The 15,773-nt window shown below is 64.2% G+C and carries 17 protein-coding genes; 7 read left to right on the forward strand and 10 right to left on the reverse strand.

What is annotated here, in order from left to right; translation table 11 throughout:
- Nucleotides 1-66: 66 nt before the first annotated feature.
- The 4 genes from KCG44_RS05255 to rpsU form a co-directional block, all read right to left on the reverse strand.
- On the reverse strand, nucleotides 67-663 hold the full coding sequence (locus KCG44_RS05255; RefSeq protein WP_218444743.1) for a heme exporter protein CcmB: 597 nt from the start codon (nucleotides 661-663) through the stop codon (nucleotides 67-69).
- Nucleotides 660-1,229: an ABC transporter ATP-binding protein gene (locus KCG44_RS05260; protein ID WP_218444745.1), complete on the reverse strand. Its 570-nt coding sequence runs from the start codon at nucleotides 1,227-1,229 to the stop codon at nucleotides 660-662. The genes KCG44_RS05255 and KCG44_RS05260 overlap by 4 nt, the downstream gene beginning before the upstream one ends.
- 10 nt (nucleotides 1,230-1,239) lie before the next feature.
- Nucleotides 1,240-1,788: an FKBP-type peptidyl-prolyl cis-trans isomerase gene (locus tag KCG44_RS05265; protein ID WP_218444747.1), complete on the reverse strand. Its 549-nt coding sequence runs from the start codon at nucleotides 1,786-1,788 to the stop codon at nucleotides 1,240-1,242.
- A 61-nt stretch (nucleotides 1,789-1,849) separates the two neighbouring features.
- Nucleotides 1,850-2,056, reverse strand: coding sequence for a 30S ribosomal protein S21 (gene rpsU, locus KCG44_RS05270; protein ID WP_218444750.1), 207 nt, complete (start codon nucleotides 2,054-2,056; stop codon nucleotides 1,850-1,852).
- 167 nt (nucleotides 2,057-2,223) lie between these two features.
- On the opposite strand from rpsU, the gene KCG44_RS05275 reads away from it, so the two are divergent.
- The 5 genes from KCG44_RS05275 (at nucleotide 2,224) to KCG44_RS05295 (ending at nucleotide 6,915) form a co-directional block, all read left to right on the forward strand.
- Nucleotides 2,224-2,967 (forward strand): COQ9 family protein, encoded by a 744-nt coding sequence (locus KCG44_RS05275; protein WP_255536368.1) that lies wholly within the window; start codon nucleotides 2,224-2,226, stop codon nucleotides 2,965-2,967.
- 127 nt (nucleotides 2,968-3,094) lie between these two features.
- Entirely contained in the window at nucleotides 3,095-3,343 is a 249-nt protein-coding gene (locus KCG44_RS05280; RefSeq protein WP_218444752.1) for a FeoA family protein, read from the forward strand.
- Nucleotides 3,340-5,223, forward strand: a complete 1,884-nt coding sequence (feoB, locus tag KCG44_RS05285; protein ID WP_255536370.1) for a ferrous iron transporter B — start codon at nucleotides 3,340-3,342, stop codon at nucleotides 5,221-5,223. The genes KCG44_RS05280 and feoB overlap by 4 nt, the downstream gene beginning before the upstream one ends.
- Before the next feature lie 132 nt (nucleotides 5,224-5,355).
- The gene (gene ssb, locus KCG44_RS05290; protein ID WP_218444753.1) at nucleotides 5,356-5,856 is read left to right on the forward strand and encodes a single-stranded DNA-binding protein; all 501 of its coding nucleotides are present in this window, start codon (nucleotides 5,356-5,358) and stop codon (nucleotides 5,854-5,856) included.
- Between the two features lie 276 nt (nucleotides 5,857-6,132).
- Nucleotides 6,133-6,915: a PEP-CTERM sorting domain-containing protein gene (locus KCG44_RS05295; RefSeq protein ID WP_218444755.1), complete on the forward strand. Its 783-nt coding sequence runs from the start codon at nucleotides 6,133-6,135 to the stop codon at nucleotides 6,913-6,915.
- A gap of 139 nt (nucleotides 6,916-7,054) precedes the next feature.
- On the opposite strand, the gene KCG44_RS05300 is transcribed toward KCG44_RS05295, so the two are convergent.
- Both KCG44_RS05300 and KCG44_RS05305 read right to left on the reverse strand, forming a co-directional pair.
- A complete protein-coding gene (locus KCG44_RS05300; RefSeq protein ID WP_218444756.1) occupies nucleotides 7,055-7,594 on the reverse strand; it encodes a YceD family protein in 540 nt (179 codons plus the stop codon).
- Nucleotides 7,591-8,100, reverse strand: a complete 510-nt coding sequence (locus KCG44_RS05305) for a ubiquinol-cytochrome C chaperone family protein (RefSeq protein ID WP_218444757.1) — start codon at nucleotides 8,098-8,100, stop codon at nucleotides 7,591-7,593. The genes KCG44_RS05300 and KCG44_RS05305 overlap by 4 nt, the downstream gene beginning before the upstream one ends.
- A 71-nt stretch (nucleotides 8,101-8,171) precedes the next feature.
- On the opposite strand from KCG44_RS05305, the gene KCG44_RS05310 reads away from it, so the two are divergent.
- A complete protein-coding gene (locus KCG44_RS05310) occupies nucleotides 8,172-8,645 on the forward strand; it encodes an outer membrane protein assembly factor BamE (protein WP_218444759.1) in 474 nt (157 codons plus the stop codon).
- 116 nt (nucleotides 8,646-8,761) lie between these two features.
- On the opposite strand, the gene KCG44_RS05315 is transcribed toward KCG44_RS05310, so the two are convergent.
- The 4 genes from KCG44_RS05315 to nusB form a co-directional block, all read right to left on the reverse strand.
- Nucleotides 8,762-10,921: a transglycosylase domain-containing protein gene (locus KCG44_RS05315; RefSeq protein ID WP_218444760.1), complete on the reverse strand. Its 2,160-nt coding sequence runs from the start codon at nucleotides 10,919-10,921 to the stop codon at nucleotides 8,762-8,764.
- Nucleotides 10,922-11,051: 130 nt separating this feature from the next.
- Nucleotides 11,052-13,214, reverse strand: coding sequence for a sodium-translocating pyrophosphatase (locus KCG44_RS05320; protein WP_218444761.1), 2,163 nt, complete (start codon nucleotides 13,212-13,214; stop codon nucleotides 11,052-11,054).
- Between the two features lie 118 nt (nucleotides 13,215-13,332).
- Entirely contained in the window at nucleotides 13,333-14,328 is a 996-nt protein-coding gene (gene thiL, locus KCG44_RS05325) for a thiamine-phosphate kinase (protein WP_369411929.1), read from the reverse strand.
- 35 nt (nucleotides 14,329-14,363) lie between these two features.
- Nucleotides 14,364-14,828 carry a transcription antitermination factor NusB gene (gene nusB / locus KCG44_RS05330; RefSeq protein ID WP_218444764.1) on the reverse strand — a complete coding sequence of 155 codons (465 nt, stop codon included), beginning with the start codon at nucleotides 14,826-14,828 and terminating at the stop codon, nucleotides 14,364-14,366.
- A 224-nt stretch (nucleotides 14,829-15,052) separates the two neighbouring features.
- On the opposite strand from nusB, the gene KCG44_RS05335 reads away from it, so the two are divergent.
- Nucleotides 15,053-15,748 (forward strand): PEP-CTERM sorting domain-containing protein, encoded by a 696-nt coding sequence (locus tag KCG44_RS05335; RefSeq protein ID WP_218444766.1) that lies wholly within the window; start codon nucleotides 15,053-15,055, stop codon nucleotides 15,746-15,748.
- The last annotated feature ends 25 nt before the right edge of the window (nucleotides 15,749-15,773 follow it).

Consider the following 15,773-nt stretch of genomic DNA (forward strand, 5'->3'; position numbering starts at 1 on the left):
CCGCTACTGCGTTGCCGCGGCGGCGTCCACTGAACAGTTTCCTGACGATGCTTGCCGAATGAGCGTTCAGTCGGCGGCGCGCAGGGAGGCCGCGGCGGCAAATGGTGCGATCGCAACAAGCAGGAGAGCCGCCGCGGCGGTCAGTCTGAGCGACCCGCCGCTGCCGAAGATCAGCACAGGCAGGGCGAAGGGAAGCACCACGACGCCCGCGATTGCCGTGCCCGCCCGGCTGCCTGCGGTCAGCGCGGCGGCGATGACGCCGAGCGCCGCGAGCGCCGAACTGCCGATGAGGAGAGCCGGGATCAGCGCGGCGTCGATGCCGAGGAGCGGGATCGAAAGCACAGCGGCGGCGACCAGGGCGGGCGCCAGACCGAGCCAATGCGAAATCATCCGGGCGAACATGATCAGTTCAAGCGAGAGGCCGGATATGCGCAGGCGGTCCATCGCACCGGTATCGAGGTCTTCGGCGATCAGCGTGCCGATGGGCAGGAGGCTGGCCAACAGGGCGGCGATCCAGATCGTGCCGGGGCCGATGCGGGCAAGAATGGCCGCATCGGGGCCAACGGCAAAAGCGGTGAGACTGACGATAATCAGGAAAAACACGACCGGCAGCAACATTTCCGGCAGGCGCACGTGGCGGCGGATGAGACGCGCAAGTGTCATCCGCTGACCCCGGCCTGGCGGCTGAGGGTCAGCGTCCGGGCATCCGGCAGGTCGGTCTCTCCATGCGTGGCGGCGACGATGATACCGCCATGATCGCGGTGGTTCTGGATCATGGCGGCGAGACGCGCGCGCCCCTCGCTGTCGAGCGCGGCGCCGGGTTCGTCCATCAGCCAGATGTCGGCATCTTCCTCGGCAAGCAGCCAGAGAGCGGCGCGGCGCTGCTGACCCTGCGAAAGAATGCCGATGGGCACGGAAAGCAGCGATGCGACGCCCATGGCGTCACCGCGCGGTGGCCGGCCGAGCCAGCCTGCGAATTCCTGCGCCAATGTCCGGCGCGGTGACAGGGCGTTCCGATGGCCGAGCCAGCCGAGGCGGCCATCGATCCTGACGTCGCCTGTGGTGGGGGTGAGCAGGCCCGCAAGCGTGCGCAGCAGGCTGGATTTTCCAGACCCGTTCGCTCCTGTCACGCGCAGGGCATCGCCGGCCTGAAGGGCCAGATCGAGATTTTCGAACAGCGAAACGGTACCGCGCGTCAGGGACAGGTGACGGACGACCAGGGAGGACATCCGCAGCGCGCTACTGGCCTTCCGGAGCCGCTCCGGAGATATCGGCACTGGCCGGCGGCGGACCGCCAGCGACAGATCCGGGTGCCACCGCGAGCAGTTCGACCTCGAAAATCAGGTCCGAGCCCGGCGGGATCGCATCGCCCGCACCGCGCTGGCCGTAGCCAAGTTCGGACGGGATCAGAAACCGGTATTTGGAACCGGGCGTCATCAACTGCAGACCCTCGGTCCAGCCCGGGATCACCTGACCCACGCCAAAGACGGCGGGTTCGCCGCGCACATAGCTTGAATCGAAGACCGTACCGTCATCGAGCGTGCCTTCGTAATGCACCAGGACGGTATCGTTCGGGCCCGGAGCGGTCGCCCCTTCCTCACCCTTGCGCAGCACCTGATATTGCAGGCCGCTTGCCGTCGTCTCAAGAGCGAGATGGCGCGTGCCGACGCATGAAAACAGGCCCATCGCCACGGCGGCGAGGACGAGGAGGCCGAGCCAGAAGCCGACGCCCTGCTGGCGCACCTGCTTCCGGGGCATCGGGTCGGCGATGGTCGAACGCTTGGCCATCAATCTGCTCTTTCGTCAAATGTCCGAACGGATAGCTTCCCCGAACAGACGTGAACAGTGTTCAGCGAACGCCGTCGCGCTCTTCGCGCTTCCGCTCCAGCTTACGGGCGCGGCGGATGGCGGCGGCATGTTCGCGCGCCCGCTTTTCCGAAGGCTTTTCGTAATGACGACGCAGCTTCATCTCGCGGTACACACCCTCACGCTGAAGTTTCTTCTTTAGCGCACGTAGTGCCTGATCGACATTGTTATCGCGAACGATGATCTGCATGTGGGTTCGTCACTCCAATAATTATAAATGGTTGGCACAATAGCGCACCGAGCCGGTGAGTGTTCCCACCAGCAAAACAGGCGGCCCCTTACCAATGGCGTCAGGCGCGCGCAAGGCGCTAAGCGAGTCGGAGCGCGCGAAACGTCGCGCGGGGTTGCGAACCGGCCATGACACGTTGCATCATGGATCCCATGTCGAAATCGAAAAACGCCGGGCCAGACTCCGCAGATCCAACAGCGCATCCCGCGGGGGAATATGCGCCTGCCGAAATGACGCTGGACGAACTGCGGCCCGTGCTGGTGCGCGATATGCTGCCCGATGTCGCGTTTGACGGCTGGGGCTGGGAAGCGGCGGAGGCCGCGGCCGAACGACTCGATGTGCCGGCCGAGCGCGTGAAACTGCTGTTCCCCGCGGGCCCGATCGACATGATCGTCGCGTGGCTGCGGATCGCAGATGAGGATATGCTGGCCGCGCTGTCTGCCGAGGGCGTTTCCGACATGAAGATACGCGACAGGATTCGCCGCGCCGTCGAAATTCGGCTGGAGCAGGCGGAACCCAATAAGGAGGCGGTGCGCGAAGCCTCGAAAATCCTCGCCTATCCGCGGCATGCCATGACGTCGGTCAGAAGCCTGTGGACAACGGTCGACGCGATGTGGCGGATCGCCGGTGATACGGCAACCGATTATAATTATTACACGAAGCGCGGGATCCTGTCGGGGGTTTATTCGTCCACGCTGCTCTATTGGCTACAGGATGACAGCGAGGATTTCGCCGATACGCGCGCGTTCCTGTCGCGGCGCATCGACAATGTGATGCAGTTTGAAAAGGGCAAGGCGGAGCTGCTGCGGGCGAAGCGGCGTCTGCCGAGCATCAGCCGCTTTTTCGGACGCCTGCGCTACCCGGGCGTGTGAATCCCGCGCGCGCAGGCACGGCCCGCCGCCGCCATATGTACGCGCAGTCCACGGGGCTATAGCCAATGCCGACCAATGGTGATAATCAATCGCAATAGCGAAACTTTTGCGAGTGTAGATGGCCCCCATGCGAATCGATCAGCTGACCCCCGGCACCGTCGCGCACATCGTTGCGATCGATCTTGACGAACTGGGGGAGCGCCGTCTGCGCGAACACGGTCTGGACGAAGGCGTGGAAGTCGAATTGCTGCACCGCGCCGCCTTTGGCGCCGACCCGCTGGCGGTCCGCGTGGGCAATGCCTGTGTGGCGATGCGCCGCTCCCAGGCGGCCGGCGTGACGGTCAGGGTGGCCCAGCGCCTAGAGGCCGCTGAATGAGCGAGGTCATGACAGCGCCCGTCGTGGCGCTGGTCGGTAATCCCAACGCGGGAAAGACGAGCCTGTTCAACGCGCTGACCGGCGCGCGGCAGAAGGTCGCGAACTATCCGGGTGTTACTGTCGAGCGGAAGGCGGGCACGTTGACGCTGCCGGACGGATCGCGCGCCGAGCTGATTGACCTGCCCGGTGCCCATAGTCTGGAGCCCCGTTCGCCCGACGAGGAAGTAACGCGCGACGTGCTGGTCGGGGCCTATGCGCACGAGCGGGTACCGGACGCGATCATCGCCGTGGTGGACGCCACGAACCTGGCGAGCCAGTTGCGCTTCGTGCTGGAGCTGAAGGCCCTGGGGCGGCCCATGGTCGTCGCGCTCAACATGATGGATCTGGCCGAACGCGACGGATTTTTCATCGACTATGAAGCGCTGGCGCGCGAACTGGCACTGCCCGTCATCCCGACGGTCGCCGTCAGGCGGCGTGGTCTGGAGGCGGTGATCGCCGCGGCGCGCGATGCGCTGAACGCCGCGGAGATTTCGGCGATTCGGTCGGCCGACGCGCCCGCCATGCTGGTCGAAGCCATTGGCGACATGCGCGGCCATCAGCGGCAGGCGCGGGATATCGCCGCGAAGGTCGTCAGCGGCGGCGACGCGAACCAGATGACGCGGCAGATCGACAGGCTGGTTCTGCATCCCGTCTCCGGACCGGTCCTGCTGGCGGTGATCCTGTTCCTGATGTTTCAGGCCGTGTTCGCATGGGCGACACCCTTTGCGGACGCGATCGAGGGCGCGATTGGCTGGGCACAGGGCATCGTCATGACGTCGCTGCCGGCGGGGCCGGTGCGCGGGTTCCTGACCGAAGGTCTGCTGGGCGGTGTCGGCGCGGTGATTGTCTTCCTGCCGCAGATTGTCATCCTGTTCGCGTTCATTCTGGTGCTGGAGCAGTCCGGATATATGACGCGCGCGGCCTTCCTGATGGACAGGCTGATGGCGGGTGTCGGGCTGTCGGGGCGGGCGTTCATTCCCCTATTGTCGAGCTTTGCGTGCGCGATCCCCGGCATCATGGCGACGCGCAGCATTGCCGATCCGAAGGACAGGCTGACGACGATCCTGATCGCGCCGCTCATGACCTGTTCCGCGCGGCTGCCCGTCTATGCGGTCATCATCGCGGCGTTCATTCCCGACAGGACCGTCGGCGGCCTTGCCAATATGCAGGGGCTGGTGCTGTTCGGGCTCTATGCCTTTGGGGTGGTCGGCGCGCTGGCGGCGGCGTGGGTGCTGCGCCTGACAGTGACGAAAGGCGCGGGCGGCGGTTTCCTGATGGAGATGCCGAAATATCAGCTGCCCGCGATCCGCGACCTGGCCATCGGCATCTGGCAACGCGCATGGGCGTTCCTGCGCCGCGCGGGTACGATCATCCTGGTATCGACGATGGTCCTGTGGGTCTTCGCCAGTTACCCAAAGGCGCCCGACGGCGTGTCGCAGGTGGACTACAGTATCGCCGGGCGTATCGGGGCCGGATTGGAAGTCGTGTTTGCGCCGATCGGTTTCAACAAGGAAATCAGTATCGCACTGGTGCCGGGCATGGCGGCCCGCGAAGTCGCGGTCGCGGCGCTGGGGACGGTGTACGCCATCGATGCCGACGATGAAGAATTGCTGGAGGTGGAACTGGCGGACCGGTTGCGCGGGGCATGGCCCCTGCCGACCGCGCTGGCGTTTCTGGCATGGTTCGTGTTCGCGCCGCAGTGCATTTCCACCTTCGCGGTGACGCGGCGCGAGACCAATGGCTGGCGGTGGCCGATCTTCATGTTTTCCTATTTGTTCGTCATGGCCTATCTTGGCGCCGGGGCGACCTACTGGATTTCGAAGTGGGCGCTGGGCGGCTGAGGATGGACCGCCGCCGACAGGCGGCCGGGAACCGGCTGTCAGGGATGCGCTGGGGATAAGTCGGAAAGCACCCTCGACCTTACCGCGTGCCTATGCTGAATGACGCCCGAGAGATTCGAAACGGAGTGGAATATGGCAGGCAGCGTCAACAAGGTTATTCTGGTCGGCAATCTGGGGGCGGAACCGGAATTCCGGTCATTCTCCAATGGCGGGGAGGTGTGCAACCTGTCGGTCGCGACCTCGGAGACCTGGCGCGACAAGCAGTCGGGCGAACGCCGCGAAAAGACCGAATGGCACCGCGTTGCCATCTTCAACGAGAATCTGGTCGGCGTCGCCAAACAATATCTGAAAAAAGGCGACAAGGTCTATCTGGAAGGCGCGCTGCAAACGCGCAAATGGCAGGACCAGAACGGCCAGGATAAATATACGACAGAGGTCGTGCTGCAGCGCTTCAACGGCACGCTGGTGATGCTGGGCGGCCGCAATGATAGCGCAGGCGGCAGTGGTGGTTATGGCGGCGGCCAGAGCAGTGGCGGCGGTTATGGTGGCGGCTCGGGCGGTGCGTCAGGCGGCTCGGGCGGCGGGCAACGTCCGTCCTATGACCAGGATCTGGACGACGACGTTCCGTTCTAGCGCCATTCTCTTTCCGCGGCGGTCCCTGCCGGAAGCGGGCTGGTTTCCCCGGAAGCCCGCAAGGCAGGAGCAGCGCATGGCTATTCGGCAATTGCAAAGAGGGACTGTGACGCGCCGCTGTGTTCGCAGTCCTTTCCTGCTTGCGTTGAAGATGAATTAACTATTCTTTGACCACATGGGCGGTTATACGGGAGTCGTTTGTCAGGCGGTACGTTCGACCTGTTGCCCAGCTGCAACAAAAGCGTTCAGAATGGCCGCAATGTGCGGGGGTTTTGCATGCGTCTTGATACTTTGGCTGCATTTATCGGATTGTCATTTGCCGCGACGGGCAGCCAGGCGGGTATATTGTACAGTTTTACCAAGGCGCCCCCCGAGGCTGAATTTGTCGGCGCCTATGGCGAGGAGATCAGCTATTGGCATACGAGCTATGATACCGATGGCCTGCTGTCGCTGGATGTCGCGTTCGCGGGCAATGATGTGAGCGATGACGGCTTCTGGGTCGTCCTGAACAATGGCGGTAACCCGAATGGCGTCGCGCGTTCACTGGCGGTGCTGTACGGTGACGTCCGCAATTCGCTGGTGCAGGCCTATCTTTACGAGGGTGACGAGCGGGACCGCAGCTGGGACGATCCCGGCAATCTGCTGCAATCCTTCGAAGGCGCGCTGACGCTGAACGGGCCGAGCGGATATAGTTTCACGCTGGATGTCGCCGATCTGAACAGCCGCGCGGACTTTGGCGCGAACTGGCGCGGCGCGCAGTTCCGCGAGCAGCTGGGGATCTGGTTCCACCCCTATATGACCGCCGAATTCACCTATGGCCTGTCTGGCGCCATCGAGAGCGTCAATCAGTTTGAGGACGGCTATTACGACACCGCCGCCGAGAATACGCAGTTCGAACAGCCGGGCGAAGTGCCCGCGCCCGCCGCGCTCGGCCTTCTCGGACTGGGTCTTGCCGGGCTGGGAGCGGTGCGTGGACGGCGGCGCCAGGGGGCCGGTTCGCGTTTGAATCTGGGTTTTCGGTTTCTCGCAAGAGACGGATACCGGCTTTCGCCGGTATAACGGAAATGGCGGGGTGCAATCCCCCACAATCCGATCATCCTGAGCGCAGTTGAAAGACGCGCCCAGGCTGCCGCAAAACGATCGTGCGTCCCTCGACTTTGCCCGGGATGATGGCATTCAAGGTCTTGCGTGTTGCTGCTCAGTCCCCGGGCTTCAGTGCCGCGAAGGGGGAGGCGGCCTCCTTGGCGGCTTGCGCTTCTGCCGCGGCTTCCTCTTCGCTGAGCAGGTGCAGACGGGCGGCGGCGATCACGTCGTCACCGGCGCGCGGGAACGGATCGAGCGCGAGGGCGAAGCTGGCCGCGATAATTTCGCCAAGGTCAATGCGGCCATCCTCGATATGGACGATGTCGAGATCGGCGCTGGCGAGCTCGATCTCTTCGTCGGGCGTGTGCGCGGCATCTTCCTTCACGGCGAGAATGTCGATGGTTTCCGCGATATGCTGCGCGACGTCCTCAGCCGAGATCGAGCAGCTGGCGACGGCATCGCCCGTCATGCTGCCGGAAATGCGAATGCCCCTGCCTTCGCCGGCAATGGCCAGTTTCGCGGTCAAGGCGGTGATCGCGACAAGACCGAAGCGCCGCGCAAGGGCAGCGCACTCCTCCTCCTTCGCGTTCAGCGTGCGGGTAACACCGCCGCCGATTTCGTCGAGTCTGATGGGACGGGAGAATTCGGGGATCATGGCAGCAGATCTGCGTCGGGAATTTCGTTCAGGCGCCCGAGTTCCGCGATAGCCGCAGCGGCGGCCCACCGGCCCGCCTCGGGCGGGCCCTCCTCGCGAAACAGGTTGCGGCCGAGGGCGCGTGCCCACGCGTCATCGGTATCACCCGCAAAAGCTGCCGTCCGGTACGCACCGAGACGGCCCCCAAATGCCGACATGGTGCGGCCGACATGTTTGCCGATGACCATGTCACCGACGCCGATCTGACGCAGCGACATGTCCATATCCTCCACAAAGAGTTCGTGCAGCGCCACGATCAGTTCCCGTGACGCATCGCTGTCGATCCGCTCCAGCCGGATGGTCAGCAGGGACAGCATCAGCACCATCATGTCGAATCGGCCATCGACCGTGTCGGGAACCTGACCGGCAATATACCAGCGTTCTTCGCGGGCGCGGCCGCGCACGCCGTCATACAGCGTTTTCGCCTTCGCGCCGACCCGAGTCGGTTTTTTCCGCCAGAATGCCATGCAAATATCGCCGTCCTTCGGGGGAGCGGCAGGGATTGCCGCGTACGTGAAGACATCATATTGAGGCGGACATGAAAACACGCAAGACCACGATCGCCATCCTGAGCATTTCCCTCGCGTCGCTTATGTTCACGAGCGGCTGTACCCGCCTGCGCGCGCAGCAGGGATATGTCGGCGATGAAGAACTGATCACCGCCATCGCGCCGGGGGTGGATAACCGCGAATCGGTGGAACGCACGCTGGGCCGCCCGACATTCGTGTCACAGTGGGACGACGGTATCTGGTATTATGTGGCACGCAGGACCAAGCAGCTTGCGTTCCTGGAATCGAAGCCGTCCGCACAGGAAGTCATGGTCGTGCGGTTCGACACGGCCGGTAATGTCACCACCGTCGACCGCCGCAAGGGGCTGGAGCAGGTCGCAAGCTTTGAACCGACCGGCGACAAGACGCCGGTATTCGGCCGCGATACATCGCTGTTCGAAGATATTTTCGGCAATATCGGCCGCGTGTCGAGCGTGCCAGGCGCGGGCGGGCCGCCGCGCTAGAACCTGTTTTCAGAGCCTGAAGGCTTTGTGCGACTTGTTCGGGTGAAAGGGTTCCGGCGGCGGAACTGGCGCGTTCGCCGGGTAGCTATCCTTATTTGCTCGGCAAAAGCGCGGGCTCAGAGCCGCTCCTCAAGGTTTTCGAGCGCGCGCTCCATTTCCTCGATTTCACGTTCGCTGGTGCCCTCGGCGCGGCGAATGGCCTCTTCGATGCGGCGCTGCACGCCTTCACCGTCGAATTCGCCGTTCGAGGCGCGGCGGCCGAGGCGTTCGAGGGCTTCGGGATTGCCGGCCATCAGGTCACCAAGGTCGCCGTCGATCATGCCGATGAGATCGCCAATGTCCATGTCGTCCAGCTGCCGCTCTCTTGCCTCGGCCTCGCGTTCTTCCCGGACCCGGCGATTTTCGGCGCGGCGCGCATGGCCCGCACGCACGGCGGCACTGTTCGCTTCCATGAAAGCCTTCCAGATGTCGGCCGGAACGTTGGAGCCGGTGACGCCGTTCATGGGGCTGTTATCGTCATTGCCGACCCACACACCGACGACGAGGTCTTCGACGAAGCCGATGAACAGCGCATCGCGATAATCGGATGTCGTGCCGGTCTTGCCAAATGCGGGAACAGGTAGCCCGGCGGCGCGCCCCGTTCCGGCATTGACGACGCCGTTCAGGAGCGTGAGCATATTGCGGCGCTGCGGAATGCCCTGTGCGCCGCGCATCGCGCCGCCAAGGCGGTCCTGCCAGCCGAGATCGGTCTTCTCCACGCCATAGGCCGTGACGGGACGCACACCGGCGGCATAGGCGGCATAAGCGGCGGTCAGTTCCAGAAGCGTGGTTTCCGACGTACCAAGCGCGATCGTCAAATCGTCGACAAGCGCGCTTTCCACGCCCAGTGCGCGCGCCGAATTGCGCACGGCCCCGGCCCCGACCTGCTCGGTCAGGCGCGCGGCGACGACATTGCTGGATTTCGCGAACGCCCGGGCCAGGGTGATCTCGCCCGCATATTCGCCGTCATAATTATTCGGGCTCCAGTCGCCCAGCGTCACGGGGCTGTCATCGACGAGCGTTTGCGGGGACATGCCGGAGCGCAGGGCCGCGTCATAGACGAACAGCTTGAAGGCGCTGCCCGACTGGCGCCTGGCCTGGACGGCGCGGTTGAAGCTGGATTTCGCATAATCGACACCGCCCACCATGGCGACGACACGGCCATCGGGGCGCATGGCGATGAGCGCGCCCTGCGTCGCGGACGAGCGGGCGAGGCGGCGCGTGAGGATGCGTTCCGCGCTCTTTTGCATGGCGGAATCGAGTGTGGTGCGCACACGGGTCTCGCCATACGCCTGTCCAACCCGATTGGCGGCGTCGGGATAAACCCAGTCAGCGAAATAGGAGCCGGATGGCAGCCCGCTGCGGCCCGGTTTCATCTGCGCGCGGCGGGCATTGTTCCACTCCGCCTCGGTGATGAGGCCCTGCTCCTTCATCGCGGCGATGACGAGTTTTCCCCGTGCGCGGGCACCCTTGTAATTGCTGGTGGGGGCAAGACGGGACGGGGCCTTCATCAGCCCGGCGAGCATGGCGGCCTCGCCAAGCGTCAGCTCCTCCGGCGCCTTCGAGAAATACTGCCGGGCGGCGGCGCGGATGCCATAGGCTCCGTCGCCATAATAGACGCTGGAGACATAGCGCGAGAGGATTTCATCCTTGGACAGCCACGCCTCCATCCAAAGCGCGATCAGCGCCTCCTGCGCCTTGCGCTTCATGGAGCGGTCGGCGGACAGGAAGCTGGTCTTGGCGAGCTGCTGCGTGATGGTGGAGCCGCCCTGGACAACGCCGCCCGCCTGGGCATTGGCGAACATCGCCCGGGCAATCCCGCGCGGGTCAATGCCCATATGATCGTAAAAGCGCCTGTCCTCGATGGCGATAAAGGCCTCGCCGACATGTTCGGGAAGCGCCGTGATGTCCACGGGCTCGCCCTTGTACATGCCGCGCCGCGCGATGGGCGTACCATCCGACGCCTCGATCACGATGGCGGGCTGTTCGAGCGGCTCCAGCGATTTTCCGAGCGGTGCGGTCCATGCCAGCCAGCCGACCAGAAGAATGAAAATAAGAAGGAAAACCGCCAGCACCCGCACCAGCCGCTTCGGCCATTTGCGCGGCGGCAGTTCGGGCGCTGCCAGTGGCGGCGGCGCCTGGAAATAGGGATCGCCGTAACCCGCGGGTGGCGGCGCAATATCCGGACCCGCTGCAGGCGCGGTCTCTTTCCGCCATTTACGGGAGAAGAATGTCATGCTGTCTTATTTGCGCAATACAGTTGGGAAGCGCAAGTATTTTGCACCAGGTGCGATGTCGGGTCGATGAACAGAAAAAGCGGCCCCTGTCCGAAAACAGGAGCCGCTTTTCATCGCCCTTTTTCCCGTCCTAGTGCGCGAGCGCGGCCAGGAGGAGGATGGCGACGATGTTGGTGATCTTGATCATCGGGTTCACAGCGGGGCCCGCCGTGTCCTTATAGGGATCGCCAACGGTATCGCCGGTCACGGCCGCCTTATGGGCCTCGGAACCCTTGCCGCCATGATTGCCGTCCTCGATATATTTCTTGGCGTTGTCCCACGCACCGCCGCCCGATGTCATCGAGATGGCGACGAACAGGCCGGAGACGATCACGCCAAGGAGCAGCGCGCCAACCGCTGCGAACCCGTCCGCCGGCGTCCCGATTGCCGAGATCACGAAATAGACCACGATCGGTGCCAGCAGCGGCAGCAGCGACGGGATGATCATTTCCTTGATCGCCGCCTTGGTGACGAGGTCAACCGTCGAGGCATAGTTCGGACGGCTGGTACCCGCCATGATGCCGGGGTCGTTCTTGAACTGCTGACGCACGTCCTTCACCACCTCGCCCGCCGCGCGGCCAACGGCGGTCATGCCGAACGCGCCGAACAGATAGGGCAGCAGCGCGCCGAGCAGCAGACCGACAATGACGAACGGGTTCGAAAGGCTGAAATTCACCGGACCTTCGAGGCCAATGGCGGAACCGAAATATTTCAGATCCTCCGTATAGGCGCCGAAAAGCACGAGGGCGGCCAGTGCGGCGGAGCCGATGGCATAGCCCTTGGTGACGGCTTTCGTCGTATTGCCCACGGCGTCCAGCGCGTCGGTCTTGTCGCGAACGCTGTCGTCAAGGCCCGCCATTTCGGCGATGCCGCCGGCATTGTCCGTGACCGGGCCATAAGCGTCGAGCGCGACGATCATGCCCGCAAGGGCGAGCATCGCCGTCGCGGCAAAGGCGATGCCGATGATGCCTGCGAAGCCATAAGCGACGATGATACCGGCGCAAATGACGAGCGTCGGCAGCGCCGTCGCCTCAAGGCTGATGGCCAGACCCTGAATGACGTTCGTACCGTGACCCGTGACGGACGCCGCCGCGATGGACCTCACCGGACGATAATTGACGGACGTGTAATATTCGGTGATCCACACGATGAGGCCCGTGACAACCAGACCGACCATCATCGACCAGAACAGGTCCATGCCGGAAAAGGCCGCGGTCGCCGCGAAGGCCTGCGCATCCGTGCCCGTCAGATTGCCCGTGGACCCCGCCAGAACGCCAATATCGGTGTTGAGGTCGGGAATGGCCCACTGCGTAACGAAATAGAGCGCGGGGACGGCGAGGATCGCCGACACCAGGAAGCCCTTGTAGAGCGCGCCCATGATGTTCTGCGACTTGCCGAGGCGCACGAAAAACGTGCCGATGATCGACGTGATGATGCAGACGCCGCCCACGATCAGCGGCAGCGACATCAGATTACCAAGCATGCCGTCGCTTAGCCCGGTACCGAGTTGCAGCGCGGTCAGCACCATGGTGGCACCGACGGTGACCACATAGGTTTCGAAAAGGTCGGCAGCCATGCCGGCGCAGTCGCCGACATTGTCGCCGACATTGTCCGCGATCACGGCGGGGTTGCGGGGGTCATCCTCTGGAATGCCCGCCTCGACCTTGCCGACGAGATCGGCGCCGACGTCGGCGGCCTTTGTAAAGATGCCGCCGCCGAGACGCGCGAAGATCGAGATCAGCGAGGCGCCAAAGGCAAGGGCGACAAGGCCGTCGATGACCGTGCGGTCGTCAGGCGCGATGCCCGACACCGTTACGAGGACGTAGAACAGACCCGCGATGGAAAGAAGCGCCAGCCCCGCGACCAGCATGCCGGTGACGGCGCCCGCGCGGAAGGCCACGTTGAGGCCGGACTGCAGCGATTCACTGGCGGCCTGTGCGGTGCGGACGTTGGTCTTCACCGAGATGTTCATGCCGATAAAGCCGGTGATGCCCGAAAGGACCGCGCCGACGACGAAGCCAATGGCCGGAACCATGCCGAGAAACACGAATACCAGAACGGCGACGATGACGCCGACGATGGCGATCGCGGTATATTGGCGGCCAAGATAGGCGCGCGCGCCCTCCTGAATCGCGCCCGCGATTTCCTGCATCTTCTCATTGCCCGCGCTGGCTGCGAGCAGCGAACGCGAGGTGATAATGCCGTACAGAACGGCAGCGAGCCCGCACAGAAGTGCAGCGACGACCATTGTCATGTCAGTAAATTCCCCAGATCCCTTTTGTGTTTGCGAAAGGCAAACGCGCCCCGCGCAATTGCGCCTCTTGCTAGCTTGCCAGACTTTTGCGTCAAGAGGACGCGTGTTTGGCGGGCGTTCAGCGAGCGCCTGTTGAGGGCGCGTCGTGCGTGAAACCGAGCCGGCCGGGTGCCAGCGGCTCCCCGGTCATGCCGAGCACCCGAATTCCGCGCCCGGCGGACAGGCCGCCAATGCGCGTGACGGGCGTGCGCGCCGCGCCTGCCAGGGCGACGACGGCGGATGTCGCGGCCGGCGGAACCGCGAAAAGAAGCTCATAATCGTCGCCGGAGGTGGCGGCGGTCAGGCGGCCGTCAGGGCCGGAATCCGCTTCGCCAAGACGGAGGCCCGCCTGTTTCGACAGCGGGATGAGCGCGAGGTCGATTTCAGCGGCGACACCGCTGGCGCGGGCGAGGCGGTCGGCATCGATCAGCAGGCCGTCGCTGACGTCCATCGCCGCACGTGCCCCCGCCGCGAAAAGGCCCTGTCCAAGTGCGAGGCGCGGCATGGGCAGCCGGTGGCGACGCTCAAGAAACCTGTCGGCGGGGGCCTCGCCCCTGAGGGCGGCGAGGCCAAGGCCCGCATCGCCGATCGTGCCGGAAACATAAAGGTCATCGCCGGCCTGTGCGCCGATGCGCGTCAGCGCCCGGCCGCGCTCAACATGACCGATGGCGGTGCAGCCAAGGACGGTGGCCCCGGCTCGCACGGTGTCGCCGCCAAACAGCGCCGTGTCATATTCCGACAGGACGCGCGCCAGACCGGCGGCGAAGCGCTCCAGCCACGCGCCGTCTTCCCGGTCGAGGGTCAGTCCGATGAGGATGCCGGAAGGCACCGCGCCCATGGCGGCCAGATCCGAGAGGTTGGTGGCAACGAGCTTCCACGCGATATCGCTGGGGTCGGCGCCGGGAAGATAATGCACGCCGCGCGCAATGGTATCGTGCGTCAGAACGAGTTCGCGGCCCAGCGGCGGCTGCCAGATGGCGGCATCGTCGCGAAGGCCGCGCGCCGCCGGATGACTGGCGATTTCGCGAAGCCGGTCGATAATCTCGGACTCGGCGGGCACTTGGGATTTGGTCACGACACCGGATGGCTTCAGGGGCGGCGCTGCGCCCATCAGCCGCGCAGGGTCTTGGCAATCGTGTCCAGAACGCCATTGGCGAAACCGGGTTCGGGGCTCTCGTAAAATGCCTTTGCGACATCGACATATTCGCTGATGATCGCGCCCTTTGGCGTGCGCTTGCGTTCGGCGAGTTCGTAGGTGCCGCAGCGCAGAATCTGGAGCATGGGCCGGTCAAGGCGCTCGATCGTCCAGCCCGCCGCCAGTGCGGCCTGGATCACCTGGTCATATTCCGCTGCGTTGAGCGCGACGCCGGATACGATTTCATCGAACAGGTCGACATCGGCGTCGGCCAGCGCGTCACCCTCGATTTCCCGTCCGAGGCGATGTTCGTGAAATTCACGCAGCAGATCGGGCACAGGCGCGCCGGACATGTCGCGCTGATACAGGGCCTGTACGGCGGCAAGCCGCGCGGCGGGGCGAGACGGGCGAGGGGGAGGGGTCAGATCGGTGGCTGGCATGGCACGTCATGTAGGCACATGAGAAGCGGAACCCAAGCCGGGTTTTCCAATCACCGATCAAAAAGATGCCGGCCCCGAAAACTGTCGGATTTCTTTACAGTCCGAAACGACCATGCGCGGCCGAATGCGGTAAATCAACGATTTGGTTAATTGGCGCGGAATTTGCTTCCCCTCCAGCGTTAGCGTTCATGTCCTCACATTCCCTTTCCTCCCGGAGTCATACCATGAAGTGTTCCTTTCTGATTACCGCCGCCGTCACGGCGACGCTTGCCACGGCGGCATCGGCCTTTCCTGTTTTCTGGACGGACTGGCAGCGGAGCAGCGGTACCAACGCGCAGTCGAACACGGCGTTTGGCGAAATCAACACCGGCACGGACACGATCGGTGTCAATTATTCGGGCGCGATCTCGTTCTTTCAGGACGGCGTGAACGGGAATACCACCAACTATTGGACCGAGCCGAACGCAGGCGACCGTCCCTATACAGGCGGCCCGATCGACAATGCCCCTCCCGGAGCGGAAATGATCGCGCTGAATGTTGCCGGGACGAAGACGCTGACATTCAGTCAGGCGGTCACCGACGTCTATTTCGGCCTGGTCAGCTGGAACGGGAATAGCGGCTCGTTCAGCGAGCAGATCGATCTGGTCAGCGAAGGCACCGGCTATTGGGGCGGCGGCAACTGGACACTCAATGGCAGCGGCAACGGCTTTGTTGCCTCCGGCGAGCTTCATGGTGTGCTGCGGATCACCGGCAATTTCACGAGTGTCAGCTTCACGGACGTCGCCAATGAGTTCTGGCACGGCTTCACCGTCGGGGTTGCGGGTGTGGCGGATCCTGACCCCGTGCCCGCACCTGGTGCGCTTGGCCTTCTGGGCCTTGGGGCGCTTGCCCTTGGCCTGCGTCGTCGCAGCGCGCGCTAGGCAGCCGGACATGACAGGCGTAGGG

Source organism: Pacificimonas pallii, assembly GCF_019204005.1.
Taxonomy (GTDB): Bacteria; Pseudomonadota; Alphaproteobacteria; order Sphingomonadales; family Sphingomonadaceae; genus Pacificimonas; species Pacificimonas pallii.

Bases quoted from the DNA above. Each gene is read 5' to 3' on its own strand.
- nusB (WP_218444764.1), bottom strand. From the start codon at position 14,828: ATGCCAGCCACCGATCTGACCCCTCCCCCTCGCCCGTCTCGCCCCGCC.
- rpsU (WP_218444750.1), bottom strand. From the start codon at position 2,056: ATGCAGATCATCGTTCGCGATAACAATGTCGATCAGGCACTACGTGCG.
- KCG44_RS05275 (WP_255536368.1), top strand. From the start codon at position 2,224: ATGACACGTTGCATCATGGATCCCATGTCGAAATCGAAAAACGCCGGG.
- KCG44_RS05335 (WP_218444766.1), top strand. From the start codon at position 15,053: ATGAAGTGTTCCTTTCTGATTACCGCCGCCGTCACGGCGACGCTTGCC.
- KCG44_RS05295 (WP_218444755.1), top strand. From the start codon at position 6,133: ATGCGTCTTGATACTTTGGCTGCATTTATCGGATTGTCATTTGCCGCG.
- feoB (WP_255536370.1), top strand. From the start codon at position 3,340: ATGAGCGAGGTCATGACAGCGCCCGTCGTGGCGCTGGTCGGTAATCCC.
- KCG44_RS05320 (WP_218444761.1), bottom strand. From the start codon at position 13,214: ATGACAATGGTCGTCGCTGCACTTCTGTGCGGGCTCGCTGCCGTTCTG.
- KCG44_RS05315 (WP_218444760.1), bottom strand. From the start codon at position 10,921: ATGACATTCTTCTCCCGTAAATGGCGGAAAGAGACCGCGCCTGCAGCG.
- KCG44_RS05260 (WP_218444745.1), bottom strand. From the start codon at position 1,229: ATGTCCTCCCTGGTCGTCCGTCACCTGTCCCTGACGCGCGGTACCGTT.
- KCG44_RS05255 (WP_218444743.1), bottom strand. From the start codon at position 663: ATGACACTTGCGCGTCTCATCCGCCGCCACGTGCGCCTGCCGGAAATG.
- KCG44_RS05300 (WP_218444756.1), bottom strand. From the start codon at position 7,594: ATGATCCCCGAATTCTCCCGTCCCATCAGACTCGACGAAATCGGCGGC.
- KCG44_RS05265 (WP_218444747.1), bottom strand. From the start codon at position 1,788: ATGGCCAAGCGTTCGACCATCGCCGACCCGATGCCCCGGAAGCAGGTG.
- ssb (WP_218444753.1), top strand. From the start codon at position 5,356: ATGGCAGGCAGCGTCAACAAGGTTATTCTGGTCGGCAATCTGGGGGCG.
- KCG44_RS05280 (WP_218444752.1), top strand. From the start codon at position 3,095: ATGCGAATCGATCAGCTGACCCCCGGCACCGTCGCGCACATCGTTGCG.
- KCG44_RS05310 (WP_218444759.1), top strand. From the start codon at position 8,172: ATGAAAACACGCAAGACCACGATCGCCATCCTGAGCATTTCCCTCGCG.
- KCG44_RS05305 (WP_218444757.1), bottom strand. From the start codon at position 8,100: ATGGCATTCTGGCGGAAAAAACCGACTCGGGTCGGCGCGAAGGCGAAA.